24 protein-coding genes are annotated in these 25,499 nt (G+C 65.4%); 9 read left to right on the forward strand and 15 right to left on the reverse strand.

Annotated features, from left to right (window positions below):
- Window positions 1-8: 8 nt before the first annotated feature.
- The 6 genes from OUZ49_RS19660 (at window position 9) to OUZ49_RS19685 (ending at window position 5,686) form a co-directional block, all read left to right on the forward strand.
- Complete coding sequence (locus OUZ49_RS19660) at window positions 9-842, forward strand: AraC family transcriptional regulator (protein ID WP_266152310.1); 834 nt, start codon at window positions 9-11, stop codon at window positions 840-842.
- Window positions 843-1,202: 360 nt separating this feature from the next.
- Window positions 1,203-2,087: an EamA family transporter gene (locus OUZ49_RS19665; RefSeq protein WP_266152311.1), complete on the forward strand. Its 885-nt coding sequence runs from the start codon at window positions 1,203-1,205 to the stop codon at window positions 2,085-2,087.
- An 88-nt stretch (window positions 2,088-2,175) separates the two neighbouring features.
- Window positions 2,176-3,144, forward strand: a complete 969-nt coding sequence (locus OUZ49_RS19670; RefSeq protein ID WP_266152312.1) for a DMT family transporter — start codon at window positions 2,176-2,178, stop codon at window positions 3,142-3,144.
- Window positions 3,145-3,214: 70 nt separating this feature from the next.
- Window positions 3,215-3,790: an NUDIX hydrolase gene (locus OUZ49_RS19675; RefSeq protein WP_266152313.1), complete on the forward strand. Its 576-nt coding sequence runs from the start codon at window positions 3,215-3,217 to the stop codon at window positions 3,788-3,790.
- A 97-nt stretch (window positions 3,791-3,887) separates the two neighbouring features.
- Window positions 3,888-4,238 carry a hypothetical protein gene (locus OUZ49_RS19680; RefSeq protein WP_266152314.1) on the forward strand — a complete coding sequence of 117 codons (351 nt, stop codon included), beginning with the start codon at window positions 3,888-3,890 and terminating at the stop codon, window positions 4,236-4,238.
- Window positions 4,239-4,489: 251 nt separating this feature from the next.
- On the forward strand, window positions 4,490-5,686 hold the full coding sequence (locus OUZ49_RS19685) for a GGDEF domain-containing protein (RefSeq protein WP_266152315.1): 1,197 nt from the start codon (window positions 4,490-4,492) through the stop codon (window positions 5,684-5,686).
- 254 nt (window positions 5,687-5,940) lie between these two features.
- Here the strand turns inward: OUZ49_RS19685 and OUZ49_RS19690 are convergent, their stop codons facing one another.
- The 11 genes from OUZ49_RS19690 to OUZ49_RS19740 form a co-directional block, all read right to left on the reverse strand.
- On the reverse strand, window positions 5,941-6,243 hold the full coding sequence (locus OUZ49_RS19690) for an STAS domain-containing protein (RefSeq protein WP_266152316.1): 303 nt from the start codon (window positions 6,241-6,243) through the stop codon (window positions 5,941-5,943).
- Window positions 6,244-6,254: 11 nt separating this feature from the next.
- Window positions 6,255-7,439, reverse strand: coding sequence for a methyl-accepting chemotaxis protein (locus OUZ49_RS19695; protein WP_266152317.1), 1,185 nt, complete (start codon window positions 7,437-7,439; stop codon window positions 6,255-6,257).
- A gap of 15 nt (window positions 7,440-7,454) precedes the next feature.
- Entirely contained in the window at window positions 7,455-8,552 is a 1,098-nt protein-coding gene (locus OUZ49_RS19700; protein WP_266152318.1) for a protein-glutamate methylesterase/protein-glutamine glutaminase, read from the reverse strand.
- Window positions 8,553-8,667: 115 nt separating this feature from the next.
- Window positions 8,668-9,324: a chemoreceptor glutamine deamidase CheD gene (gene cheD / locus OUZ49_RS19705; protein WP_266152319.1), complete on the reverse strand. Its 657-nt coding sequence runs from the start codon at window positions 9,322-9,324 to the stop codon at window positions 8,668-8,670.
- On the reverse strand, window positions 9,321-10,199 hold the full coding sequence (locus tag OUZ49_RS19710) for a CheR family methyltransferase (RefSeq protein WP_266152320.1): 879 nt from the start codon (window positions 10,197-10,199) through the stop codon (window positions 9,321-9,323). The genes cheD and OUZ49_RS19710 overlap by 4 nt, the downstream gene beginning before the upstream one ends.
- Before the next feature lie 2 nt (window positions 10,200-10,201).
- Window positions 10,202-11,917, reverse strand: a complete 1,716-nt coding sequence (locus tag OUZ49_RS19715) for a methyl-accepting chemotaxis protein (RefSeq protein WP_266152321.1) — start codon at window positions 11,915-11,917, stop codon at window positions 10,202-10,204.
- A gap of 25 nt (window positions 11,918-11,942) precedes the next feature.
- Window positions 11,943-12,449: a chemotaxis protein CheW gene (locus OUZ49_RS19720; protein ID WP_266152322.1), complete on the reverse strand. Its 507-nt coding sequence runs from the start codon at window positions 12,447-12,449 to the stop codon at window positions 11,943-11,945.
- A gap of 1,020 nt (window positions 12,450-13,469) precedes the next feature.
- Window positions 13,470-15,134 carry a methyl-accepting chemotaxis protein gene (locus OUZ49_RS19725; RefSeq protein WP_266152323.1) on the reverse strand — a complete coding sequence of 555 codons (1,665 nt, stop codon included), beginning with the start codon at window positions 15,132-15,134 and terminating at the stop codon, window positions 13,470-13,472.
- Window positions 15,135-15,312: 178 nt separating this feature from the next.
- Entirely contained in the window at window positions 15,313-17,298 is a 1,986-nt protein-coding gene (locus tag OUZ49_RS19730; protein ID WP_266152324.1) for a chemotaxis protein CheA, read from the reverse strand.
- Window positions 17,299-17,315: 17 nt separating this feature from the next.
- Window positions 17,316-17,678 carry a response regulator gene (locus OUZ49_RS19735; RefSeq protein WP_266152325.1) on the reverse strand — a complete coding sequence of 121 codons (363 nt, stop codon included), beginning with the start codon at window positions 17,676-17,678 and terminating at the stop codon, window positions 17,316-17,318.
- A 14-nt stretch (window positions 17,679-17,692) separates the two neighbouring features.
- The gene (locus tag OUZ49_RS19740) at window positions 17,693-18,013 is read right to left on the reverse strand and encodes an STAS domain-containing protein (protein ID WP_266152326.1); all 321 of its coding nucleotides are present in this window, start codon (window positions 18,011-18,013) and stop codon (window positions 17,693-17,695) included.
- Between the two features lie 192 nt (window positions 18,014-18,205).
- On the opposite strand from OUZ49_RS19740, the gene fliK reads away from it, so the two are divergent.
- From fliK to OUZ49_RS19755, 3 genes are all read left to right on the forward strand, one after another.
- Window positions 18,206-19,345 (forward strand): flagellar hook-length control protein FliK, encoded by a 1,140-nt coding sequence (gene fliK, locus OUZ49_RS19745; protein ID WP_266152327.1) that lies wholly within the window; start codon window positions 18,206-18,208, stop codon window positions 19,343-19,345.
- Window positions 19,342-19,614: an EscU/YscU/HrcU family type III secretion system export apparatus switch protein gene (locus tag OUZ49_RS19750; RefSeq protein ID WP_266152329.1), complete on the forward strand. Its 273-nt coding sequence runs from the start codon at window positions 19,342-19,344 to the stop codon at window positions 19,612-19,614. The genes fliK and OUZ49_RS19750 overlap by 4 nt, the downstream gene beginning before the upstream one ends.
- Before the next feature lie 842 nt (window positions 19,615-20,456).
- On the forward strand, window positions 20,457-21,080 hold the full coding sequence (locus OUZ49_RS19755) for a phosphatase PAP2 family protein (protein WP_266152331.1): 624 nt from the start codon (window positions 20,457-20,459) through the stop codon (window positions 21,078-21,080).
- 55 nt (window positions 21,081-21,135) lie between these two features.
- Here OUZ49_RS19755 and OUZ49_RS19760 read toward each other — a convergent pair whose 3' ends face one another.
- Genes OUZ49_RS19760 through OUZ49_RS19775 form a run of 4 tightly spaced genes read right to left on the reverse strand, consistent with a single transcriptional unit; the run spans window position 21,136 to window position 25,498 of the window.
- Window positions 21,136-21,612 carry a chemotaxis protein CheW gene (locus tag OUZ49_RS19760; protein WP_266152332.1) on the reverse strand — a complete coding sequence of 159 codons (477 nt, stop codon included), beginning with the start codon at window positions 21,610-21,612 and terminating at the stop codon, window positions 21,136-21,138.
- Window positions 21,613-21,664: 52 nt separating this feature from the next.
- Window positions 21,665-22,774: a flagellar motor protein MotD gene (motD, locus tag OUZ49_RS19765; RefSeq protein ID WP_266152333.1), complete on the reverse strand. Its 1,110-nt coding sequence runs from the start codon at window positions 22,772-22,774 to the stop codon at window positions 21,665-21,667.
- Window positions 22,771-23,511, reverse strand: coding sequence for a flagellar motor protein (locus OUZ49_RS19770; protein WP_266152334.1), 741 nt, complete (start codon window positions 23,509-23,511; stop codon window positions 22,771-22,773). The genes motD and OUZ49_RS19770 overlap by 4 nt, the downstream gene beginning before the upstream one ends.
- 1 nt (window position 23,512) lies before the next feature.
- Complete coding sequence (locus tag OUZ49_RS19775; protein ID WP_266152335.1) at window positions 23,513-25,498, reverse strand: chemotaxis protein CheA; 1,986 nt, start codon at window positions 25,496-25,498, stop codon at window positions 23,513-23,515.
- Between the last annotated feature and the right edge of the window lies 1 nt (window position 25,499).

Consider the following 25,499-nt stretch of genomic DNA (forward strand, 5'->3'; position numbering starts at 1 on the left):
GCAGTAAGATGCCGCTTATGCAAGGCGTCCCCGACCGCTTCATCGCAACCAGTGATGCAGCCGAATTCCGGCTGCCATCCCATCGCCCTGGCGTGGAGCTGTACCGCGCGCACATCGTGCGCCATGCGTTCGAGCCGCATACACACGATGGTTTCGGCCTGGGCGCGATCGAGTCAGGCGTGGAACGCTTTCGCTACCGTGGTGCGGATCACCTGGCGCCAGCGGACTCGGTGGTGATGATGAATCCGGATGAAGTGCATACCGGACGCGCCGAAACCGAAGGTGGCTGGCACTACCGCATGGCCTATATCGAGCCATCGGTCGTGGCGGAAATCACCGGCGAACCCGGCTGGTGGTTTGGCGACGTGGTACGCGAAGACTTGCCCAGCGCTCGCCGCGTCACCGTCTTGCTGGATGCGCTCTGGCAAGCACGCGAGCCGCTGGCGATCGACAGCCTGCTGTTCGAATTGCTGGCCCAGTTCCGCCGCCATGCGCGGGTTCCGCGTGCCGTGCTGGATGGGCGCGCGGCGCGCTTTGCGCCCGTGCTGGATTACCTGCATGCCCATCTATCGCGTCGACTCACACTCGACGAGCTGGCTGCCGTTGCCGGACTCAGCCCGTTTCATTTCCTGCGCCAGTTCCAGGCACAGCATCACGCCACCCCGCAGCAGATGCTGATGGCCTTGCGCCTGGCGGAAGCCAAGCGCCAGCTCTCACAGGGCGAAGCGCCCGCGCAGGTGGCCGCCGCAGTGGGACTGGCCGACCAGGCGCATCTGACACGCGCCTTTGCGCGGCGCTATGGCATTACACCGGCGCGGTATCAGCGGGCGTTGCAGCGCTAAGAGCCTGATCAAGGGCGCCGTGTCGAGCGTGGAATCAACCGTCATCCAGAGGCCGTCATCCCAGCGGAGGCTGGGATCCAGTGCCTTTCGCCATTCGAAGGGCAGCGGTCAATCAAGAGCAAGTCGCTGGATCCCCGCTTTCGCTGGGATGACGATACGGGAGAGTTGAAGTTTTCCGGCCTATTCGGCTCTCGTCAAAAGAAGAGCTGCAGGCGGGAAGCGCACTTTATGCCTCGGGTCATAGCGACGACTGCTGCCAGACACTGTCAGCAATGGCGATGACGCACGGGCCTGTATGGTGGGTTTCGCTTGAGCCTGCAGGCATCATGGGCGCTCCGTTCCACCGCCGCGGCTGTACTCATGTCATCACGTTCCAGCGTTGCCCCGCTTGCGCTCGCCGTCGGCGCGCTCCTGATCAGCATGTTTTCGTATCAGTTTGGTGCGTCGCTGGCGAAGCATCTGTTTCCGCAGGTTGGCGCACAAGGCGCCACTGCGTTTCGGCTGGGGCTCAGCGCGCTGATCCTGCTGCTGTGGCGGCGGCCATGGCGCCGCTCGGGCGGTCAACGCGATTGGCGCGTGCTGTGGGGTTATGGCCTCTCGATGGGCGCGATGAACCTGGTGTTCTATATGTCGCTGCGCACGATCCCGCTGGGCATCGCGGTCGCGCTGGAATTCACCGGGCCGCTGGCGCTGGCGATGTTCGGCTCACGGCGGCTGCTCGACTTTGTGTGGATCGCGCTGGTGATGGCCGGGCTCGCCTTGTTGCTGCCGTTGCGCGGGCAGATGCAGGCGCTCGACCCGGTGGGCGTGATGTACGCACTGGCTGCCGGCGTGGGCTGGGCGCTGTATATCGTGCTCGGCAAGAAGGCGGGCGCAGCCCACGGCGCGGACGCGGTGACGCTGGGCACCTCGATCGGCGCCCTGCTGGCGATCCCGTTCGGCATCGCGCATGCCGGCAGCGCCTTGCTGTCTCCGGCGCTGTGGCCGTATGCACTCGGAGTGGCGGTGCTCAGCTCGGCCCTGCCGTATTCACTGGAGATGGTCGCATTGACGCGCTTGCCGGCGCGCACGTTCAGCACCTTGCTGAGCCTGGAACCGGCTATTGCGGCGATGGCCGGCGTGGTCTTGCTGGACGAACGACTCAGCCTGCTGCAGTGGCTGGCCATCCTGGCCATCATCGTGGCGGCCGCCGGTACCGCGTTGAGCGTGAGCCGGCCGGTGCTGACCGAGCCGCTGGCGAATTGAGCGCCGCTGGCGCCATCTCGATCCCAGCGCCTGGCTGACAGCAAGCTCGTACAAGACAGCGCGAGGCGAAGCCGCCACGCTTGCAGCCATGTGGACTGGAACACTCTATGCCCTCGCCGCCGGCCTCATGTGGGGCCTGGTCTTCATCAGCCCGCTGCTGTTGCCGGACTATCCGGCGGCGCTGCAGTCGGTGGGACGCTATCTCGCGTTCGGCCTGATTGCGCTGCCGCTGGCGTGGATGGATCGCGCGGCGCTGCGCCAGCTCGGCCGCGCCGACTGGCTTGAGGCGCTGAAGCTCGCCGCAGTCGGCAACCTGCTCTATTACCTGTGCCTGGCCAGCGCCATCCAGCTGGCCGGCGCGCCCTTGCCGACCATGATCATCGGCACGTTGCCGGTGGTCATCGCGATCTCGGCGAACCTGCGCGACGCACGACGCGACGGACAACTGCCGTGGCTGATGCTGGCTCCTTCGTTGGCGCTGATCGGCGCCGGCATCCTGTGCGTCAATCAGGCCGAACTGGAAACCCTGGGCAGGATCACCCAGGGCGAGCTCGCCCACTACGCACGCGGCGCCTTGTTCGCCGTCGGCGCCGTCGCCTGCTGGACCTGGTATCCACTGCGCAATGCCGGCTGGTTGCGACGCCACCCGGAACGCAGCCCGCGCACCTGGGCGACTGCGCAAGGCATCGCCACCTTGCCGCTCGCCCTGGCTGGCTACCTGTTGCTATGGCTGTTCATGGGCACGCGCGGGAGCGCGTTTGCCATGCCGTTTGGCCCCCATCCATGGTTGTTCGTCGGCCTGATGGCGGCGATCGGCCTGTTTGCATCCTGGCTGGGTACGCTGTGCTGGAATGCCGCCAGCCAGCGCCTGCCGACCGCACTGAGCGGCCAGCTGATCGTGTTCGAAACCCTGGCGGCCATGACGTACGCGTTCCTGCTGCGCGGCCGCCTGCCCGCTCCGCTGACGCTCGGCGGCGTCGCCTTGCTGGTGATGGGCGTGGCCTGGGCCGTGCGCATCCGGCCGCGCCCACTCGCCGTGGCGGTGGGAGAGGAGTGACCGGCCGAGGTTGTAGCTGCCACATGGGCACGGCAACATGCCGTGACCCTCTCGCCTGACGACCACGCCGATGAATCACCCTGACCAGCGCATTCCCCACGACGCCAACGCGCCGGTGGAAACCCTCTACGTCGGCAAGTGGCTGAGCCTGCGCAAGCGCGGCCGCTGGGAATACGCCGAGCGCAACAATCCCGGTGGCGCGGTGATCATCCTGGCGGTGACACCGGAAGACCACGTGCTGTTCGTGGAGCAGTACCGCGTATCGATCCTGAAGAAGACTATCGAGATGCCCGCAGGCCTGGTCGGTGACCTGCACGAGCACGGTGACGAGGACGTGCTGCTCGCTGCCGGGCGTGAGCTGGAAGAGGAGACCGGTTATCGCTGCGAGCGGCTGGAGTTCGTCCACGAAGGGCCGTCGTCATCGGGCATGAGCACGGAGATGATCGCCTTCGTGCGCGCCCGGGGCCTGCAGAAGGTCGGTCCCGGCGGCGGCGACGAGAGCGAGAACATCGTGGTGCACGAGGTGCCGCGCACGCAGGCCGGCGCATGGCTGTTCGCACGCGCCGCCGAGGGTTACTCGATCGATCCCAAGCTGTTCGCCGGCCTGTGGTTCATCGAACACGCCGGCCTGGCGGTGCCAGGCTGAACGCAAGCCACGAAGGGCGCTAAAGATTCCGGCGGAACCGCCGATGTTTGTCATGTCGTTCCTTACTCCGACCTGACCCCATCGACGGATGCCACCTATGAAGACCCTGATCGTTTCCGCCCTGTTCCTGTTTGCCCCCCTCGCCGCGCATGCCGCCTGCGCCCCGACCGACTTCGCCGTGCAGGACTTCAAGATGAAGGTCATGGGCTCGCGCCTGAGCCTCGCTGGCCAGCTGGTCAACCATTGCGCCGAAGCCGCCGCCGCGCAGATCACCATCGAAGCCAAGGACGGTAGCGGCAAGGTGCTGCAGTCCAAGAAGGGCTGGCCAGCCGGCACCACCAATATCGCGCCAGGCCAGTCGATCGATTTCGACCTGGGCCGCCTGTTCCATATGGATCCGGACATGCAGTCCTACACCGTCGGCATTGCCGACGTGCGTACCTGGTAAGGCTCAGGCTTTAGCCTTGCCGTTGCTTGAGGCCCCGCAAGGGGCCTTTTTTGTTCGCCATGCCTTGGGGAGCCCGCCTGGACCAGCGCGACGCCGGCCTGATCCCCAACACTCATTTTTGTGACACAGTTCAAGTTTTAGGAGGGTGAGCCGATACCCTGTCGACCACCGACGATGACGTCGATCCGAGGGCCTCGGCCAAGGCCCATCGGGTCCCTGCGAAAAGGGGCCCGACGGAAGAAGGGAGCGCCATGCATCTGGACATTCCGACCCTGACCTTCGTCAGTCTCCTGATGGGTATCGGCGCTTCGATCGGCTTTACCTCCCTGATGACGGTGTTGCGCAACCAGACCGTGCTGCGCATCTGGGTGGCCAGCCTGTGGATCGCCACCCTGGGCGTGTTGCTGATCGGGCTGCGCAACCGGATTCCCGACCTGCTCTCGATCGTGGTCGGCAACGGCGCGATCGTTTTTTCCAACGCCCTCATGCTCAAGGGCATCGCCAAGCACCTGGGTCAGCCCATGCGCTGGCGCTGGCCAGGTTGCTTCGTCCTGGTCTATATCGGATTCAGCGCCTGGATGACCTATGTCACGCCGGACCTGGGCATGCGCCTGTTCATCGCCAGCCTGCAGGCGGTGATCTTCGACCTGGCCTATGCCTACCTGCTGCTGCGCTATGGCGAGCCGGCGATCCGCACGAGCTGCCGCATTGCCGCGGCCATCATGCTGATCAACGCCGTCTTCTTTCTCATGCGCGCCTTCATGTCAGTGGCGTACAGCGCCGGTCAGGACATCATGCTGGCGGGCACGCCGGTGGCAGCGACCTATGTGGTCGGCATCCTGACCGGGCTGGCCTCGTATTTCGCACTGTTGCAGCTGATTACCGAGCGGCTCATGGTGGACCTGAGTCGCGCCGCGCACACGGACGGCCTCACCGGCCTGCTCAATCGCAGCGCCATCGTGGCTGAGGGTCGCGCCAGCTTGGCGCGCTGCCAGCAGCGTGGGCAACCGTTTACGCTGCTGATCTTCGACCTGGATCACTTCAAGCAGATCAACGATCGCTGGGGGCATGACGTCGGCGACGCGGTACTTCGCCATGTCACCACCATCCTGCGCAGCGGCATCGATTGGCCCCACATGCTGGCCAGCCGTTACGGCGGCGAGGAGTTCGTGCTCGCCCTGCCCGGAGCCACCCTCGAGCAGGGCATGGAGGTGGCGGAAAAGCTGCGCTACACGCTCGCCCATTCACACGCCAGGATCGACCATCAGTCCATTCCGGTGACCGCCAGCATTGGCGTTGCCGTGGCCCGACCGGGTACCCGCTTCGAGCAGTTGGTGCGCCAGGCGGACGAGGCGATGTATCGCACCAAGTTCGACGGCCGTAACGGCGTGAGTCTGGCGATGGCCGACAGCGCACACCTTGCGGAAGCCGGTGATACGCGCTGCTGAGATGCCTTGGGGATCATCCCTGCGTCACCGACATCCTTGCCGCCTCTGCACGCCACCTTCCCGGCCACGCGACCTCTGGTTCCAGCGGAAGCACTCAAGGGATCAGAGCATCGAGCCATCCCTTGAACGGGAAGCCCATCGCGCGTGCCAGCCTGCCGTCGCACCTCAAACGAAAGACTCGCACGGCCCCTGGGCCTGCGGCATGGCCACGTGCCGATCCCGGCACGGGCCACGCAGCAAGCTTGATCAGGCGCTTAGTGCAACACGAACAACTTGTCGAAGCCGGCCACGCGCAAGGTACCGCGCAGGCCGCTATCAGCGTTGACGATGCGGATCTCGGCGCGATCGGCGCCGGCGTGCTCCCGCAGCAGCAGCAACATGCCCAGCGCCGAGCTGTCCATGCTGGCGACTTCGCCCAGGTCGATGACATAGCTGCGCGCGGCCCGATGGCCGAGGCAGGCGTCATGAAAATCGCGGTGCACGCTGAAGTCGAAGCGCTCACCCAGTTGCAGGGTGACGCAGTCGTGTTCGGAATCGTGGTGAACGGTCAGGCTCATGGCATGCGTCCTTAAAAGAGTTCGATTTCGCCGGCGTCCATCGAGTTCTGCAGTGCCGGGCCGCGCGAGCGCAGTCGGGCTTTCTCGCGCTGGATGGCCAGGCGGCTGCGTACCCGCTCGGCGCGCTGGGCGAGCAGCTCGGCATCGATCGGGCTGCAGGCCAGTTCTTCGATATCGCGCGTGCACTCTGTGGTGATGTCCTGCAGCTCCACCAGGCGCATGCGCGTCTGGTTGATCAGCTGGCTCAGGATGTCCTCGAACTGCAGCGAGCGGATCGTGGTGGACACATCGGAGCCCAGGCCGCGGTTGATCTCGACCACCTGGTCGGCCACCGCGCTGGTGCGCGCATCGCTCTCGGTGACGTGAGCCATCATGGCGTCGATGCCACCCTTGGCCGACAGGGCCACGTTGAGGTCCTGCGAGGCCATGGTGCCGACCAGTCCACGCAGCTGTTCCATGGCGGTGCGCGCACGCTCGACATGGGTGCCGATCTGCTCGTTGAACTGGTTGGAATGGCTGGCCAGGTTGCGGATCTCGCCTGCCACCACCGCGAAGCCGCGGCCGGACTCGCCCGCGCGGGCCGCCTCGATGGCGGCATTCAGCGCCAGCAGGTTGGTTTCCTCGGCAATCGTGTTGACGTTCTTCAACAGGCCGAACACTGCGTCCATTTCCTTGGCCATGCCGTCGATGCGGTAGACGATGCGCAGGCTTTCGCGCGACATCTGCACCACCATGCCGACGAAATGCTCCAGCAGGTCGCCGGTGCGCGCAGCAAAATCCTGCACCGATACGCCCTCGTTCTGCCCATCGATGATCTGCCGCAGCAAGGACTGCTGCATGCCGGTCTTGCGCGACAGGCCATCGAAGCCGCCGCCCAGCTCGGACACGGCATCGCGCAGCAGGTCCAGCGCCTGGTGCAACTCGCGGGTGGCGTGGCCAAGTTCATCGACCAGGGAGCTGCGCACTTCTTCCAGTGCCTCGCGGACCGGCGCGTGATGGGTCAGTGATGCCTCGATCACCGGCTCTTCGGCTGCCGGGACACGACGCAGCTCAACGATCCAGGCGGCCGTGAGCAGCACGATCAGCACCGGCGCCAGCCAGGCCGACGGCCATAGCAGGGTCAACAGCAAGGCGACCGCGCTCGCCGTCATGCCGACGACGGGGCGCACACGCAGGAAGGATGGGATGGCGTACATGGGGATATCCACGGATCAGGGCGCTGTTGCAACGGCGCGTTGAATGGGTTGATGCGCCAACGCAAGCAGCCGCGCGGCTATATGGTCGAGCGGCAATTTTTCGGTGGCCGCGCCGAGCTTCCAGGCCGCGCCCGGCATGCCCCACACCACGGAGGTTTCTTCGTCCTGCACCAGGGTGTGGGCGCCGCCCTGCTGCAGCTCCAGCAGGCCACGCGCGCCGTCATCGCCCATGCCGGTCAGCAAGGCGGCGACGGTTGCGCGGCCCACGCTGGCGGCCATGGAGCGGAACAACACGTCCACGCTCGGCTTGTGGCGGTTCACCGGCGGGCCGTTGTGCAGGCGGCACACATGCTTGGCGCCGTCCCACATCACCAGCAGGTGTTGGCTGCCAGGTGCGATATACGCATGGCCCTGCTGGATCGGCTGGCCGTCGCGCGCTTCGCAGACACGCATGGCCGAGCAGGCATCCATGCGTGACGCGAACGGCCCGCTGAACGCCGCGGGGATGTGCTGGGTGATGACGATGGGCGGCGCATCAGGCGGCATGGCCTCCAGCACCACGCGAATCGCCTCGGTGCCGCCGGTGGAAGCACCAATCGCAATGATCGGACTGCCGCCACGCGTACCCGCCGACTGCGCCCGCGGCAGCACGGCGTCTGCCGAAAGTCGCGGCGGCACATCCAGCTTGCGCACGGCGGTGCGCTGACGCGGTCGCGCCAGCGCCGCCAGCTTCACCTTGGCGCAGATTTCCTGGGCGCCTTCGGCAAACGTGCTGGCCAGGTCGTTGCTGGGCTTGGTGAAGAAGTCCACCGCGCCCAGCTCCAGCGCGCGCAAGGTCACCTCGGCGCCTTCCTGGGTCAGCGACGACACCATCACCACCGGCATCGGGCGCAGGCGCATCAGGTTTTCGAGGAAGGTGATGCCGTCCATGCGCGGCATCTCGACATCCAGGGTCAGCACGTCGGGATTCAGCTGCTTGATCTTTTCGCGGGCGATCAGGGGATCGGCCGCGGTACCGACCACCTCGATACCCGGATCGCAGGAAAGCATCGTCGACAACAGTTTCCGCACCAGGGCGGAGTCATCGACTACCAGGACACGTACTCTTTCCATTGCTTTTAAGTCTCGCCTTCGTCGATCGGGTGGACTGGACGCGACCCACGCCTGCTGGCTCATGCGGGAGCCGGACACTGCCTATGCGAATCTGCTGCTGCCTCACGAGGCGTCGCTAAAACAGTTCCACATCACCCTTTATCGGATCATTTGCCAATCGCTTGAGATACTGCTTCTCGCCATCCACCAGCACGGCGTCGGCACGTCCACGCAGCTGGCGCACGCGCGCCTTGCCGGTGGTGGGGAAGAACTGCACATGGCGGGGATGCACGTCGCCGAGGTCCTCGGCGCGCACGGCGAGCCGTTCGGCTTCCAGATAGCGCTTCACGAAGGCGATATTGCGTGAACCGATATCGGTCATGGTGGCGAGCACACGGCCGCCGCCAAACACCTTTACCTCCAGGTCGGCGCGATGACCGCCGGCCTTGAGGATCGCGTTGATCAACTGCTCCATCGCATCGTTGCCGTAGCGAGCCGCGCGTCCGACGGTGTCGGCCCAGCTGCCACGCTCGCCCATCGGCTCGGGCAACATGAAATGGTTCATGCCACCGATATGGCGCTGGCGGTCATAGATGCACGCCGAGACACAGGAGCCGAGCACGGTGGAAATCATCTCCTCCTGCATGCTCACGTAGAAATCGCCGGGCAATACCTTGACGGTGATGCAGGCTTGTCCTGGATCCCAGTAGCGACGCAGGTGCTCAAAGCCCGGCAAGACACGCGCCGGATCGTAACCGGCGCCGATGGGGAGGTTCACTGCGGGGACGCTCATGCACTGCTTTTCCGGTAGACCGTGCGTCCGATCAGGTCAAAATTGTCGTTGAGTCCGTACATGGACTCGGAATGGCCAAGGAACAGGTAGCCACCCTCGGGCAGCAGGCCGGCATAGCGCTGGAACAGGCGCTGCTTGGTGGGCTTGTCGAAATAGATCACCACGTTGCGGCAGAAGATCGCGTCGAACGGTCCCTGCATCGGCCAGTCATGCAGCAGGTTCAGCGGCAGGATGCTGACCAGCTCGCGCAGCCGCGGATGCACGCAGGCGTAGTTGTCGTACTGGCCTTCGCCACGCAAAAACCAGCGGCGGCGGCGCTCGGTGCTCACACCTTCAAGCCGCTCGATCGGGTACACACCCTTGCGCGCGGTTTCCAGCGCCTGGGGCGACAGGTCGGTGGCGAGGATCTTCGCGTCCACCTGGCTGCCGTGCTTCTCCAGCGCCTCGGCCAGCACGATCGCCAGCGTGTATGGCTCTTCACCGGTAGCGCAACCGGCTGACCAGATGCGCAGGCGGCCGCCGTTCTTTTTCTCGGCCAACCAGCGCGGCAGCAGTTCGTCGGTGAGCAGGTCGAAGTGATGCGACTCGCGGAAGAACGCGGTGACATTGGTGCTGATCGCGCTGGCCAGTTCGCCGAGTTCACCGTGGGGATCGCGACGCAGCAGCTCGCAGTAGCTTTCGAAGTTGCCGAGCTTCAACGCGCGCAGGCGACGCAGCAACCTGCCCTGCACCAGCTGGCGCTTGTGCTCGCCCAGCGAGATGCCGCAGTGCTCGTACACGAAGGCGCGCAGGAAGCCGAACTCGCGATCACCCAGGATCGGGCCATTCATGCCCGCCACGGCGGCGTTGCCATCGATCGCGGCGGGCATGCTCATGCTCAGAACTCCTTCCAGGCGCCGGCATCAGCCACTTCGGCAGGACGCGACGGGCGCGCCGATGCAGCCGGCGAGTTGCGCACGGCGGCGAATACCGCCTCGGCTTCGGCCATCACGGTCTGACCGCGCGCCTTTTCGGTGGCCGGCGTAGCCGCTTCATCGCTCAGGTGGAAGAAGCCGACCTGACGTGCCAGTTCACCGGCCTGCTCCTGCATGGCGCGAGCGGCGGCGGCCGCCTCTTCCACCAGGGCAGCGTTCTGCTGGGTCATCTCGTCCATCTGCAGCACGGCGTGATTAACCTGATCGATGCCGGCGGACTGCTCCTGGCTGGCCGCGGCGATCTCGGCCACGATATCGGTCACCTTCTTCACGCTGTCGACGATATCCGCCAGGGCCTTGGCCGACTGGTCCACCAGCGACGAACCCACGCGCACTTTCTCCGCGCTGTCGTTGATGAGGCCCTTGATCTCCTTCGCCGCACCCGCGCTGCGCTGCGCCAGGTTGCGCACCTCCGTGGCGACCACGGCAAAGCCGCGGCCCTGCTCGCCGGCACGAGCCGCTTCCACTGCGGCGTTGAGCGCCAGCAGGTTGGTCTGGAAGGCGATTTCGTCGATCAGGCTTACGATGTCGGAAATCTTGCGGCTGGAATCGTTGATCTCGCGCATCGCCGCACTGGCCTGCGCCGCCACTTCACCGCCGTGCTCGGCCTGCCGGCGCGTGGCGCTGGCGAGCTGGTTAGCGTGGCTGGCGTTTTCGGCGTTCTGCTTGACGGTGGAGGTCATCTCCTCCATCGACGAGGCGGTCTCTTCCAGGCTCGAGGCCTGTTCCTGCGTACGCTGGCTGAGGTCGTCATTGCCGCGGGCAATCTGCTGGGCGGCCGAACTCACCGAGCCCGAGCCGTGACGCACTTCGCCAACGATGCCGGTGAGGCGCTCGTCCATTGTGCGCAGTGCATCCAGCAATTCGCCCAGCTCGTCCTTGCTGGTGGTGGCAATGCCGTGACCCAGGCGGCCGGTGGCAATGGCATGCGCCACCGACACGGCCTGGCTGAGCGTGGTGAGGATCGAACGCATCAGCAGCACGGCCATGACCAGGGCGATCAGCAGGCCCGCGGACAAAGCCACGATGCTGACCGCGCGGATCAGGTGATAACGCGACACCTGGCCGTCGTAGATCTGCTTGGCGTCGGCGCGCTGCGCATCGACCAGCTTGGCCAGCGCGTCCTGGCGCTCCATCAGCAGCGGACGCACCTGCATTTCCAGCAGTTCGTGGGCACCGTTATCGCCATCCTTGAGCGCGTCGACCATCGAGCTCTTCGCATCGGCATAGTCGGCATCGGTCGAACGCCAGGCGTCGTAGTGCTTCTTGACCGCGTCGCTCATCGGAATGGCGGCGAGCTGCTTCTTGAGCCCATCCATCTCAGCCTGCAACTTGGCGTAATCCGCCAGCTTGGCCTTGACCTGGTCCGCCTTGCCAACGAGCGATGCGGACTCGCCCAACAGAATGAACGACATCAGCTGGTGTGCGGTCAGCTGCGAGACGATCTGGGTCGGCACGATCTCTTCGTCGTAGATCTGGCCCATGCCATTGTTCTGCAGCTGCATGGAGCCCAGGCCAATCACCGCGCCGCCGATAAGCATCAGGCCAAGCAGGCCGAACACCAGGCGCAGGCGACCGCGGACGGTGAGCTGGGGGACTTTCAGGGTGAACTTGTTCATGAGTATCCGGTTCCGGCGAAAACGGTCAGGCCACGGCTTTGACATCAGAGGCAGCGGGCAGCGCGGCCTCCAGCATTTGCGCATCCTGCGGCTGCAACAGCTTGTCCACGTCCAGCAGGAGCACCATGCGCTCGCCGGTGGCGGTCAGCCCCTTGAGGTATTCGGTATCCACGGTGGTGCCCATGTCGGGCACCGGGCGAATCGCGTCATCAGCCACGTCCAGCACGTCGGACACGGCGTCCACGACCACGCCAAAATTGCGTCCGGCCACCGTCACGATCACGGTGACCGTGGTGGCGCTGTACTCCTCGCGGGCGAGGCCAAAGCGCAGGCGCATGTCGATCACCGGCACGATGGCGCCACGGAGATTGAGCACGCCAAGCACATAGTGCGGCGCCTGGGGAATGCGCGTCACCGGCGTCCAGCCACGGATTTCGCGCACGGCGAGGATGTCCACGCCGTATTCCTCGTGGGCGAGATTGACGGTGAGGTACTGCGACTGGAGCGCCTCGCTCCGGTGGTTATCGGACATGTTTGCCTCGTCGTCGGAGCCGCCTGCTGGGCTCCCGTTCGAAAGCTGAATCGGCGGAGGATGGGGAAACTTGAGTGGGTTTTGCGCTGGTTAGCGGGGGCGAGGGTGCACGTCGCCCTTACTCCTTCTCCCCTCCGGGCGACCCGAAGGTAGTCCCTGTGGGAGAGAAGGCTGGGATGAGGGGTGGGTGCTCGCGATCACGCGACAATTGTGCGTGGCCGCAAGGTTGGTGCTTACGACCGAAGGAAGTCCCAGTGGGACGCTGCGGGCGTTTCGATCGCCCGTCTGAGCGCCGAGCTGCTCGCTCCTTCTCCCCGCCGGGCGACCCGAAGGTAGTCCCTGTGGGAGAGAAGGTCGGGATGAGGGGCGGGTGCTCGCGGTTACGCTACAACCGAGCGTTTTGGCCAGGTTGCCGCTTACGCAGCGGGCGTTTCGATCGCCTGCCGGCGCTCGAGTCACTTTTCTTTGCTGGCCCAAAGAAAAGTAACCCAAAGAAATGGCCTGTAGAGCTGGTAGCACTCCGTCGGATAGAAGCGTCGGAAGGATTTCGCGATCGGATCGTTTGCTGCCCAAGGCCGCTACACAGCGGCTACACCGCAACGCGCCAATGCGGTGAGGACTTAAAGCAGGCCAGGCCTACGGTCGAAACGCTCGCAGCATCCAGAGGCACAGATGGTCAACTCGCCACCCACGCCTTAAGCCCTCTTCGCCTCGGCGCGTTGCGGTGTAGCCGCTGTGTGTCGGCCATGGGCCGCAAGCTATCTGGCTGGCCACGCCCGTCAGGCTCGCATCCAACGCAATGCTGCGAGCTCTTCAGGCCATTTTCTTTGGGTTACTTTTCTTTTGGGCCAGCAAAAGAAAAGTGACTCGGCTGCCGGCAGGCAGTCGAAACGCCCGCTGCGTAAGCGGCAAGCTGGCGATATCGCTTGGTCATCGTGTGATCGCGAGCACCCGCCCCTCATCCCGGCCTTCTCCCCGGAGGGGAGAAGGAGTGAGAGCGGGCGGCGTGGCCTTATTCCCTCAGAACTCACTCCACCCATTCACCGCAACCAACGGCCGCGCCGAACTCACTGCAGCAATACGCACGGCCTGCGGCGCCGGCGCTCGCGCGGAAGCGGCAGGGGTTTCCTGCAAACGGAAATAACGAATCTGCCGATCCAGTTCGGTGGCTTGTTCCTGCATGGCACGCGCGGCAGCGGCAGCCTCTTCGACCAGGGCGGCGTTCTGCTGGGTCACCGCGTCCATCTGGGTCACTGCGCGATTCACCTGGTCGATGCCGGACGACTGCTCCTGGCTGGCCGCGGCGATCTCGGCCACGATGTCGGTTACCCGCTTCACGCTGTCCAGGATGCCGGTCAGCACCTGGCCCGACTCCTCGACCAGGATGGAGCCGGCCTGCACCTTCTCGACGGTGTCGCCGATCAGGCCCTTGATCTGCTTCGCAGCGCTGGCACTGCGCTGGGCCAGATGGCGCACTTCGCTTGCCACCACGGCGAAGCCGCGCCCCTGCTCGCCGGCACGCGCAGCTTCCACGGCAGCGTTGAGTGCGAGCAGGTTGGTCTGGAAGGCGATCTCGTCGATCAACTGCACGATTTCGGTGATCTGGCGACTGGCCTCTTCGATGTCACGCATGGCGCCGCTGGTGCGCGAAGCTACCTCACTGCCACGCTCGGCCTGGGTGCGGGCACTGCGCGCCAATTGGTCGGCATGACCGGCGTTGTCCGCGCTTTGGCGCACCACCGAGGCCATTTCTTCCATCGACGCGGCAGTTTCCTCCAGGCTGGATGCCTGCTCTTGCGTGCGATGCGACAGGTCGTCGTTGCCGCGGGTGATCTGGCCGGCCGCGCTGGAGACAACCTGCGCGCCCTGTTGCACTTCACCCACGATCTCGATCAGCTTGCCGCGCATGCGTTGCAAGGTGTCCAGCAAGCTGCCAGGCCTAAACGTCGCGAAGGCATCCGCACCACCGAGATCGCCGTCCGCTATGCGCGTCGCCAGGGCCTGCGCAAAGGCCGGCTCGCCGCCAATGCTGTGGCGGATGCTGCGCATCGATTGCCAGACGATCAGGATCACCAGCAGGCCGACCAGGAACGCACGCAGCAGGCTGCCTTCCAGCATCTGGCGGAACTGCGCGTCGATGTCGACGAAGTAGGCGCCCGCGCCGAGGTGGATATCCCACGGCTTGTACCAGGCGGTGTAGCTGATCTTGCGCTCGTTATCCGTGCTGCCCGGCATCGGAAACACGTACTCGGTGACGCCATGGCCATCGCGCTGGTCCACCGCGAGCATGTCGCGATACCAGTGCTTGCCATTCACGTCGGCATCGTCGTGGACATTCTTGCCGACCAGGGCCGGCTTCGCCCCGTGCAGGCGCATCACCAGATCGGAATCGAAGCCGAACAGATAGCCCGCACCGTTGTTCCAGTGCAGGGTCGTGACCGCGGCGAAGGCGCGCTTCCTGGCCTCGGCATCGCTGAATTCGCCGGCCTCGGCGCGGTCGTGATAACTCTTCAGCACCGACATCGCGGTGTTCACCTCGTCGCCAAGGGCATTCACCCGCGCTTCCATCTGCAGGCGCCGGCTATCCAACGCCGAAACCACGGTGAGCGCGGCCAAGCCAGCGGCCACGAAGGCGATAACCAGCCACACCTTGGCCGTAAGGCTAAGGCGATCGAGCAACTTCATTGGGGAAACCATGGGGAAACGACCTTCAGAATGAAAAAAGCGGGATGCGATTGCCCGTATTCATTCCCTGCACTGCCCGACACCAGCCCGCAAGCCGGCGGCCACGACTTCCTGTCGCGACTCAGAATTTCGAACCATCCCTGGCGGCGCTTTTCCTGCACCGCCATCGCCTGCTGAATCAGGCTGCCTTGCGTCGGCCCTGCAGACGTACCAGGCCTGCGATATCGACAATCAAGGCAACCGAGCCGTCCGCGAGAATGGTGGCGCCCGATACACCCTGCACCCGGCGATAATTCGCCTCAAGCGACTTCACCACGGCCTGCTGCTGGCCGATCAGGCCATCGACGAACAGGCCGACGCGGCTGCCATCGCCTTCCACCACCACCATCAAGCCCTGGTCGATGGCACGAATGGCGTTGTCGCAACCAAAGGCATCGTGCAGGCGGATTACCGGCAGGTACTCGCCGCGGAAGCGGAACAGCTCGCCACCGGCCACGCTGCGTACCGCTTCCGGCTTCAGCTGCACCGATTCGACGATCGACACCAACGGCACGATGTAGCGCTCGCCGCCAACGGCGGCGGTGAGGCCGTCGATGATCGCCAGCGTCAGCGGCAAGGTGATGGTAAAGGCGCTGCCCTTGCCCTGGGTGCTGCGGATGGTGACGGTGCCACCGAGGTCGGCCACGTTGCGGCGAACCACGTCCATGCCCACGCCTCGGCCGGACAGGTCGGTGGTGACGGCGGCGGTGGAAAAACCGGGCTGGAAAATCAGGTCGGCGACGGCTTCGTCGCTCAGACCTTCGCCACTGGCGATCAGGCCGCGCTGCACGGCCTTGGCCACGATGGCATCGCGGTTCAGGCCGGCGCCATCGTCGGACACTTCGACCACGATGTTGCCGCCGCGATGGGAAGCCTCGAGCTTGAGCGTACCCAGGTCGGACTTGCCCGCCGCGCGACGCTTGTCCGGCGTTTCCAGGCCGTGGTCGATGGCGTTGCGCACCAGGTGCACCATCGGGTCGCCGATTTTCTCAAGCACGGTCTTGTCGAGCTCGGTCTGTTCGCCGACCAGTTCCAGCTTCACCTGCTTGCCCAGCTTCTGGCTGATGTCGCGCACCATGCGTGGGAAGCGATTGAAGACCGATGCGATGGGCAACATGCGGATGCCCATGACCGTTTCCTGCAGCTCGCGCGTATGCCGCGCCAGTTGGGCCAATCCCTGCTCCAGCATGGCGACGCGCGTAGCGTCGTACTCACCGCGGAAGGTGTCGAGCATGGACTGCGTGATCACCAGCTCGCCGACCAGGTTGATGAGGCCATCAATCTTGTCGATCGACACACGCACCGAGCTGGACTCGGCACCCGCCTCACGTTGCGCACGCGCTGCTCCCGCATCGGCCACGTTGGCCGCCGCGGCGACGGGAGCCGTTGCTATGGGCGCCTCAGCAGGCTTGGCCACGACATGCTGCGCCTCGATGGCGAGATCGCATTCGTCTTCCACCCAGTCGAATACCGCAGCGATGTCGGCGCGCTTGACCGGGCCACGCAAGGTAATGGTCCAGCCCAGGTGGCACTCAGAGGGTTCGAGCCCCGCGAGCGTCGCGGGTAGGCGATCAAATTCAGGTGTCGCGCGCAGCTCACCCAGGCCGGCGAGCTCGCGGATCAGGCGCAGCGGATCGTTGCCACTGGCCAGCATGCCGGGATGGGGGCGGAAGCGCACCGTCCAGGCGTCGGCCTGATCTTCCGCCCGCCGCGCCTGCACGCCGCCCGCAGGAATACCGCGGCCCATGGCCGCGGCCAGTTCATTGCGCAGGCCCTCGGCCACCGCATCATTGAGCGGCTCGCCGGCCTGTGCACGGGCGAACATGCCGCGCAGGCAGTCGACCGTGCGCAGCAACAGTTCGATGATCGAGCCGTCGATGGCGCGCTTGCCGCTGCGCACTTCATCCAGCAACGACTCCGCCTCGTGGGTGAACGAAGACATCTCCGGAAAACCGAAGGTCGCCGCGCCACCCTTGATCGAATGCGCCGCACGGAAGATGGTGTGCACCAGCTCGCCGTCGCCACCATCGTCCAGCGCAAGCAGCGACGACTCCATCGTATCGAGCCCTTCCAGGCTCTCCTCAATGAACACCTGTTGGAACTGCGCCAGACCGGCCTTGCTCATAGGGAGACTCTCCGTGCTCAGCCGAGCACGCGTTTGACGGTGGCCAGTAGCTGTTCCGGATCGAACGGCTTCACCAGCCAGCCGGTGGCGCCGGCGGCCTTGCCTTCCATCTTTTTGTCGGTATGCGACTCGGTGGTCAGCATCAGGATCGGCACGCCCTTGTATTCCGGCATCGTGCGCAGCTCGCGCACCATGCTCAGGCCGTCCATCACCGGCATGTTCACGTCGGCCAGTACCAGGTCATAGCGACTGCCACGCGCCTGGTCCAGCGCGAGCTGGCCGTTCTCGGCCTCGCTCACGTCATGACCTGCACCACGCAGGGTGAAGGCCACCATGCCGCGCATCGAAGCCGAATCGTCCACTGCAAGAATCTTTGCCATCTTCCACCTCAGTTTCAGGCCGGCATGGGTGCCGGCAATTCCAGTACCTGTGCCAGGCCGAGCAGGCTGGCGGCATCGCGCATGACCGTGCTTACGCCGTGCCACGCTGGCGACTGCCCGCGCGCCGTCGATTCACGGCGAAAGGCCACCAGCAGCTGCAGTGCCGCGGTGTCCACGCGCTCCACGGCGGCGCCATCGATGTTCACCGCCGGTGCCTCCAGCGCTTCGAGCAGCTCCGCCTTGACGGCGGCGAGCTCGGCCAGGCGAAAATCCGGCGGCAGCGCAATCACGCGCGCCTCGCTCTCACCCTTGCCTTGTGCTGTCGCCTTGCCCATTGACCTGCTCTCGCCGCGCCCCGTGGCGTCCTCGGAGTGCTTATCGGCCGTGGCGGGCATCGCTTTAGCGAAACGCAGCCGACGATTCGGTGATCGCTGCGACAAAAACTTGCCTCAAGTTTCCTGCGCAGCCGCCGATGTACAAGGCACGGATGGGCGCGCGCACGTCGCCCCGCCGCAAGGAGCTACGTCTTGGTCATACAACCCACCAGCTTGGCCGCCCTGGCCTGGGCCGGCGCTGCCTCCGGTAGTGCCGCAGAGAGCTGGCGCATCGGTACCGTGCTCGCCGCACGGCCGCTGGGGATCAATCCGGATGGCTTGATGGTGTTGCAGATAGGCGCGATGGCGGTGGAGGCGGAAGCACCGCGCAGCCAGTTGCCCTCGCAATTCCAGGTACGCGTGCTCACCCTCGGCGCCCAGCCGCTGCTCGAGATCATTGCGCCGCATACACCCGAACCGGCCATCCAGGTCGCCCTGCGCGAGCGCCTGCCGCAGCAGAATGGCTATGCGCCCCTGCTCGCCACGCTCGATGCCCTGGCCCAGCGGCCGGCACTTCGCCAACTGCCCGCCTATATCCGTCCCGCGCTCGCCTTGCTGGAACACGGGGTGCGCACGCCGGCAGAGATCACCCGCGGCGAAGGACTCAGCGAAGCCATCAAGCGCAGCGGCCTGTTCCTCGAGTCGGAACTGGCACAGGCGCATCTGGACATGGCCGGCTTGAGCCAGGAGGACTGGAAGGGAGCGCTGCTGCGCCTGGCCAGCCTGCTCGACGACTACCTGCCCGCGCGCCGCCCGCAAACCAGCGGCAGCGAAACACCACCGCCCTTGCAACAACGCGGACTGCAGGCGCAGCCTCGCGTCACCTTGCCGCCGGAACTGCTCGACGACGACGTCGACGCCCTGCTTGGCCGCCTGCACGGCGAAGTGCATGCGGCACTCGCCCGGGTGGAAGTGGCGCAGCTCGAAGCCACCACGGTGCCCGCATGGATGATCGAGATTCCACTGCAGGGCGAAGCCGGCCGCGACATCCTGCAGATCCAGCTGCAGTACGCAACCGACGCGGAAGGTGGCTCGTCGTGGGTGCTCGGCTTCGCCCTGGACCTGCCAGGGCTCGGCCCCGTGCAAGGCGAGCTGCAGCTACGCGACCTGCGCCTGGCCGTGCGCTTGTGGGCCGAGCGCAGTGACACCGTACGGCGCCTGGAACATCAGTTCGGCCCACTGCGCCAGCGACTTTCCGCCTGTGGCCTGATCCTCGATCAGCTGAGCTGCCAACAGGGCCTGCCTCACTCGACCGGTCCGCACAGCGCGATTCTGCTGAAGGCCATGGCATGAGCACCTCCTTGCCCCCCGCGAAACGACGCGTGAGCCTGCGCCTCTCTGGCGGACCCGCCGATGCACCGTCGCCCGCCGTGCTGCCACCGGAATCGCTGGAAACCTTGCTTGCACGCGCACGTGCGTTGGGCATTCCCTTGCACCACGACCCACAGATGGCCGCCCTGCTCGCCTCCCTGCGTTTGCGTCAGGACGTGCCGGCGATTCTGTATGCCGCGGCGGCATCGGTGCTGGCCTGCGTATATGACGCGACGGAGCATTCGGAATAGGCCACCCCTGGTCATCCCCGCTCGCTTCGATCCGTCAACGCCACACAGCGTGCAATCAGCGAGATGCAACTGAATCCCATGAATCACGGCACCCGGCCCAGCTCCGCGATCGTTCCCGGGCATCGCCGTCGTCGCACGTACCATCTTGATTCGGTCACGTACGATCTTGATTCGGTTTGTTCTAGCGAGACGACCGTCGAGCACGATCTATGCGGAGACGCGGCCCCTCGGCAGGCCAACGAAGTGCATGACGGCGCCCCTGTTCGCGTAGGTTGCCCACGAAATAGCCGGCGAAGAACGCGCCGGGAATCAACGAAAAGGCAAGCAGCATCAGCATCGGCACATTCCCGCGACAGGTAACGCCCACGGTATTCACTGATGGGAGCCGTTGTAATGAGACTGGTCTGAAATGTTTCCCAGGCCGCACGTGACGAATGATCTGCTGGCCAAGCTATTGAGCTAGCCGTGCCTGCACGGGTGCCCCGCGGCCATCCAGGGCGGTCATCCACTCAGGACGACACAGCGAATGGTAGAAAGCTGACATCTCATCGTTCGTCCTTACGGAAGAATGCAAGGCTCCAATATCCCCTGTTGGATAGGTGGTCAGGTCGCCGATGCCGACTGCCGATTAGGGCCCCCAAAAGGGGCCTTTCTTTTGCGGAGGACGCAGCCCTGGCAAGGATGGACAGCTTTCGCAGCACGAGAACACGAGCTGAAGGATCCAGCCCTCGTTGCCATGGTTGCGCGCTTATGGCGTGGCCCGACCGTCGAATCGAACGCGTGCCGAACCTGGGTTGCCCTGCATTCCGCGAATCAAGTCCGGCGCGACATGGATGACTCCCTTGCCCCATCTACGACTAGCACTGTTTCTCCTGGCCCTGGTGGCGTCCGCCCCGTCACGGGCTTCGGGTGGTCCATTCGGCATCGATCACAAGATTCATGACGACCACGGCGCCGTCTGGAATCGACGCAATCAGAATGTCCTGGTCTACGGCAGCCTTGTTACCGTAGGCGTTGGCGCGGTATGGCTGGGCGGTGAAGACAAGCTGGGCAACACCTTCTGGCGTTCGGTGGATTCGACGACGGCGGCTGTGCTAAGTACACAGGTGTTGAAGAGGGCGTTCCGGCGCGAGCGTCCTGCGCAAACCGACGACCCCAATCGCTTTTTCAAAGGGCGCAGCGCCGACAGCTTTCCCAGTACCGAAGTGGCCACCTTGGCCGCCGCGGTCACGCCATTCATGGTCGACTACGGCAGCGATCACCCTACGGTGTATCTGCTGGCCTTATTGCCTGCCTACGATGCGGTGGCGCGCGTGAAGACCCAGCGTCACTGGCAAAGCGACGTACTGATCGGTGCGCTGATCGGCAGCGGTTTCGGCCTGTGGTCCGTCCATCGCCCGTCATCGTGGACGCTAAGCGTGTTGCCGGACAGCTTCCAGATTGGCTACCGGCACCATTTTGACTGAAGGCGCGGTCCAGGCCGTGCACTACCCCGAGACAAGCGCGCGCCCAAAGCCGCGCTTACGCCGCCTCACTCTCCAGCGGCAACCGGCAAAACCTGCGCACATCCAGCAGCGCGACAAAGCCGCCCTGCCACGGCAACACGCCATGCACCGGATCGTCCTCGCGCTCCGCTCGACCTGGCGGTGGTGGTGCGATCTGCGCAGTGTCGAGAGTGACCATATCGCCCACGGCGTCCACGCGCACGCCCACCAGATGACTGCCATAGGCCAGCATCACCACCCGCGCGTCGGCCTCGTGCTGCGGCTCTGCCTTGGGTAAACCAAGTCGACGACGGCCGTCGAGCACGGGCACGATGCGCCCGCGCAGGTGACGGATGCCGAGCAGGTCCGCTGCCGCGCCCGGTACGGGCGTCAACTCGCCATCGCGGATCACTTCGCTGACCTGCGCCAGGGGTGTTGCATAGAGTTGCTCGCCAAGGCGGAACGAAAGTCCGCGTTGGTTGGCATGGCTGGCGGTCGTATCAACGGCGGTCACGACTTCGACTCCTGGTATGCGCTGGCTGGGTGAACAACGACAAGGGCACGGATCAAGGACTGCGGTCTGGCATCGCGGCGCGCGGCGCCGTAACGGCGTTGCTGCCGTTCGCTGGTGTGGCTGCCGCTGCGGAGTCCTCCTCGGCATGACGCGCAGGACCTGCCAGCATCACCTTGTTCACCGGGAGATCACCCGCAGGCAGCGCCTGAACCTGTGGTACCGGCGGTCGCACCGGCGTGGCGGTGGCCGCGATGGGAGTCGCGGCAGGTGCCGCCGAGCTGGAGGACGCCGGCACTTCATCGCCGCCAGCCAACTGCCCCATGTGTTCGACATCGTTGTAAAGCCGCTTGGGTGCATCCTGATCGCTCAGCACGACGACCAGGACGCGGCGATTGTGATTGCGCCCATCTTCGGTTGAGTTCGCCGCGCTTGGGCGATATTCACTCCAGCCGACGATGCCGAGCCGCGTCGGATCGACGCCATGCTCGGAGAACAGCCGCGCCACGCTCGCCGCACGCGCAGCCGACAGTTCCCAGTTGGAGGGAAACACGGAGGTGTTGATCGGCCGGTCGTCCGTATAGCCTTCGATGCGCACAGGATTGGTGAAGGGCTGCAGGATGCCGGCGATCTCGTTGAGCACACCATCCGCGGGTGTCGACAACTTGGCGACGCCGCTGGGGAACAGGATGTCGGTGCGAATTTCGATTTCCAGCCAGGTGGTGGTGCGCCGCACGACCACCATCTGTTTGTCGATCAGCGGCTGCAGCGCGCGCTGCACCTGATCACGGATGCGTTCGAGGTTCTGCTCAGAGACGCGCTGCTGGGCAGCGCGCAGGTCTGCCGCGCGGATCGGCACCGGCCGCTGCGGAATGGGCACGGCAAGTGGCGTGGTGGCCGCACCGGGCTGGCCCGGAGGCGCTGCCACGGCGGGGTCGACATTGTGCGGCTGCGCACGGGTCTGCGGCATCGGGGCGATTACATGGCTGGAGCCATTGAACGCCTCGATGATCGACTCGGACATCACCCGGTACTTGCCTTCGTTCACCACCGAAACCGCGTACATCACCACGAAGAACGCGAGCAGCAGCGTCATCAGGTCGGCGTAGGGGATCGCCCAGGCCTCATGGTTGACGTGGTCTTCGTGGTGCTTTTTGCGACTCACGGCAGGTAACCTTGAAGCTTCGCTTCGATCTGGCGTGGGTTGGCACCTTCGGCAATGGACACCAGGCCCTCGATCAGGATCTCGCGCATCTGTGTCTGCTTGTGCACCAGGCCCTTCAGGCGCGAGGCAATCGGCAGCATCAACATATTGGCCAGCGCCACGCCGTAGATGGTGGCCACGAAGGCTGCGGCAATGCCGTGGCCGAGCTTGCTGGGGTCGGCCAGGTTCTGCATCACCGCCATCAAGCCCATCACGGCGCCTATGATGCCCATGGTCGGCGAGTAGATGCCGGCGTTCTCGTAGACCTTCGCAGCGGCCAGGTCGGCGTGCTCGCGGGCGTCCACTTCCACTTCCAGCACGCCGCGGATGGCATCCGGCTCACTGCCGTCGACCAGCAGTTGCAGGCCCTTGCGCACGAAGCTGTCGTCCTCCGATTCGATCTGCGGTTCCAGGCCTAGCAGGCCCTGGCGACGCGAGATCTCGCTCCAGCCCACGATGCGGCTGATGAGGTCGGACGGCTGATGTTTCGGCGGTTTGTAGACCATCGAGAACATCTTCATCGCCTGCTTCAGCGCCTTGCCCTGGTTCTGCACCAGCAACGCAGCAATGGTGCCCATGAAGACGATGACGAAGGCAGCCGGGTTCCACAGCGCACCGACGGTGGAGCCCTTGAGGATGGTGCCGACGATGATGACCACGAAGGCCAGGATCGTGCCGATGAGACTTACCAGGTCCATGTCAGGCGGTCACTTGCAGGGAGGGGAGGAGTTGGCCATCGCCACTGGCGAGGCCGGCGAGATCCATGACCAGGGCGAGGCGACCGTCGCCGGTGACGGTAGCGCCGGCCACGGCAGGCACGCCCGCAAACAACGGGCCGAGCGGTTTCACCATCACGTCTTCGCGCCCCAGCACTTCGTGCACCAGGCAGCCAAGGCGCAAATGGCCAATATGCAGCACCACTACGTGTCGACCGGATGCGCTTTCGACGCCGACCCAGCCGGCCAGGTCAGCCAGCGCGAGTGCGCGCCCGCGATGGGCGGCCACGACGCGGCCGTCTAGGCGCTGGTCCTGTCCCGGCGACAGTTCGAAAACTTCCTCGATATTGCTGAGCGGCAATGCCAGCAGACGCCCACCGACGCGCACCATCAGCACGCGCTGGATCGCCAGGGTCAGCGGCACCGCCAGTTCCAGCGTGCTGCCGCGACCCAGCTGCGAACGCACCTGCAAGCTGCCGCCGAGTTCGGCCACGCGCGTCTTCACCACGTCCATGCCGACGCCGCGCCCGGAAATGTCGGACACGGTGGCCGCCGTGCTGAAGCCGGGACGGAAGATCAATTCGTAGCATTCGTTCTCGCTGAGGCGCGCTGCCTGGGCCTCGTCAATGACGCCCTTCTCCACCGCCTTGCGGCGAAGGATCTCGGGATTCATGCCGCGGCCGTCGTCGGCCACCGAGATGACGATGCGTTCGCCACGCTGGCTTGCCGAAAGCGTGACATGTCCCTTGCGTGGCTTGCCGGCGCGCTCGCGTTCCTCGGGCATCTCGAGCCCGTGGTCGAGCGCATTGCGAATCAGGTGGACCAGCGGATCGGCCAGCGATTCGACCAGGCTGCGATCGAGATCGGTGCTTTCGCCTTCCTGGATCAGCTCCACTTCCTTGCCGAGCTGGCGCGCAAGATCGCGCACGATGCGCGGGAAGCGCTGGAACAAGCGTCCCACCGGCTGCATGCGCATGCCTAGCACGGCGTTTTGCAGCGCATCGGCGACACGATCGAGTTCGCCAGCGGCCACCGCGAGCGTTTCGTCGCCGGTACGTGCGGCAAGACTGAGCAAGCGGTTGCGCACGAGGACCAGTTCGCCCGCCCGGTGCACGAGGGCATCGAGACGCGCGGTATCCACGCGCACCGTGGTCTCCGCCGCCGGCGCGGGGCTGCGCGCAGCGGGGACGGCACTCGGTGCTGCCGCCGGAACGCCAGGCGCTGCCGGGCTGGCCGCGATGGCTCCGGGAGCGGAGCCCTTGCCATGCAGGTTGTCCAGCAGCGCTTCGAATTCGTCGTCCGAGATCGCGCCCGAGCCTGTCGTGCTGGAAGGCGCGGCCGTGGCTACTGGCGTAGCGTTGGGCGCGCCGCCCTTGCCGTGAAGATTGTCCAGCAAGGCTTCGAATTCGTCGTCGCTGATGCTGCCATGGCTTGCAGGCGCTGGCGCCTCGTCGAGCCCGGGCGCGCCGCCCGAGCCGTACAGGCTGTCCAGCAACGCTTCGAATTCGGAATCGTCGATGGTGCCATCGCTAGGCGGAGCCGCGATTGGCGCAGCCGCCGGCCTGGGCGCTGCTGGCGGCCTGGCAGCATGGACCGGCATCAGGCGCTTCAACAGGCTCGGCGGCGGCATGGCCGACGCAGTGCCGCCCGCCAAGGCTGCCAGCATATCGTTGAGCAGATCGAGCGCCTCGAGCAGCGCGTCCATGCGCTCGGCATCGATCAGGACCTGACCGGTGCGTGCCACATTGAGCAGATCCTCGGCGTGGTGGCACAACTGCACCATCGGTTCGACGGCGAGGAAACCCGCGCCGCCCTTCACCGTATGGAAGGCGCGGAACACTGCATTCAACAACTCGGCATCGCGCGGCGCGGCTTCCAGCCCGATCAGCTGTTCGCCCAGGCGCTGCACCAGCTCCCCGGCTTCCACCAGGAAGGTGTCGCGCAACTCGGTGTCCAGCTCGGGACTCATG

Origin of the sequence: Dyella halodurans, from assembly GCF_026283925.1 — a bacterium.
GTDB lineage: Bacteria > Pseudomonadota > Gammaproteobacteria > Xanthomonadales > Rhodanobacteraceae > Dyella > Dyella halodurans.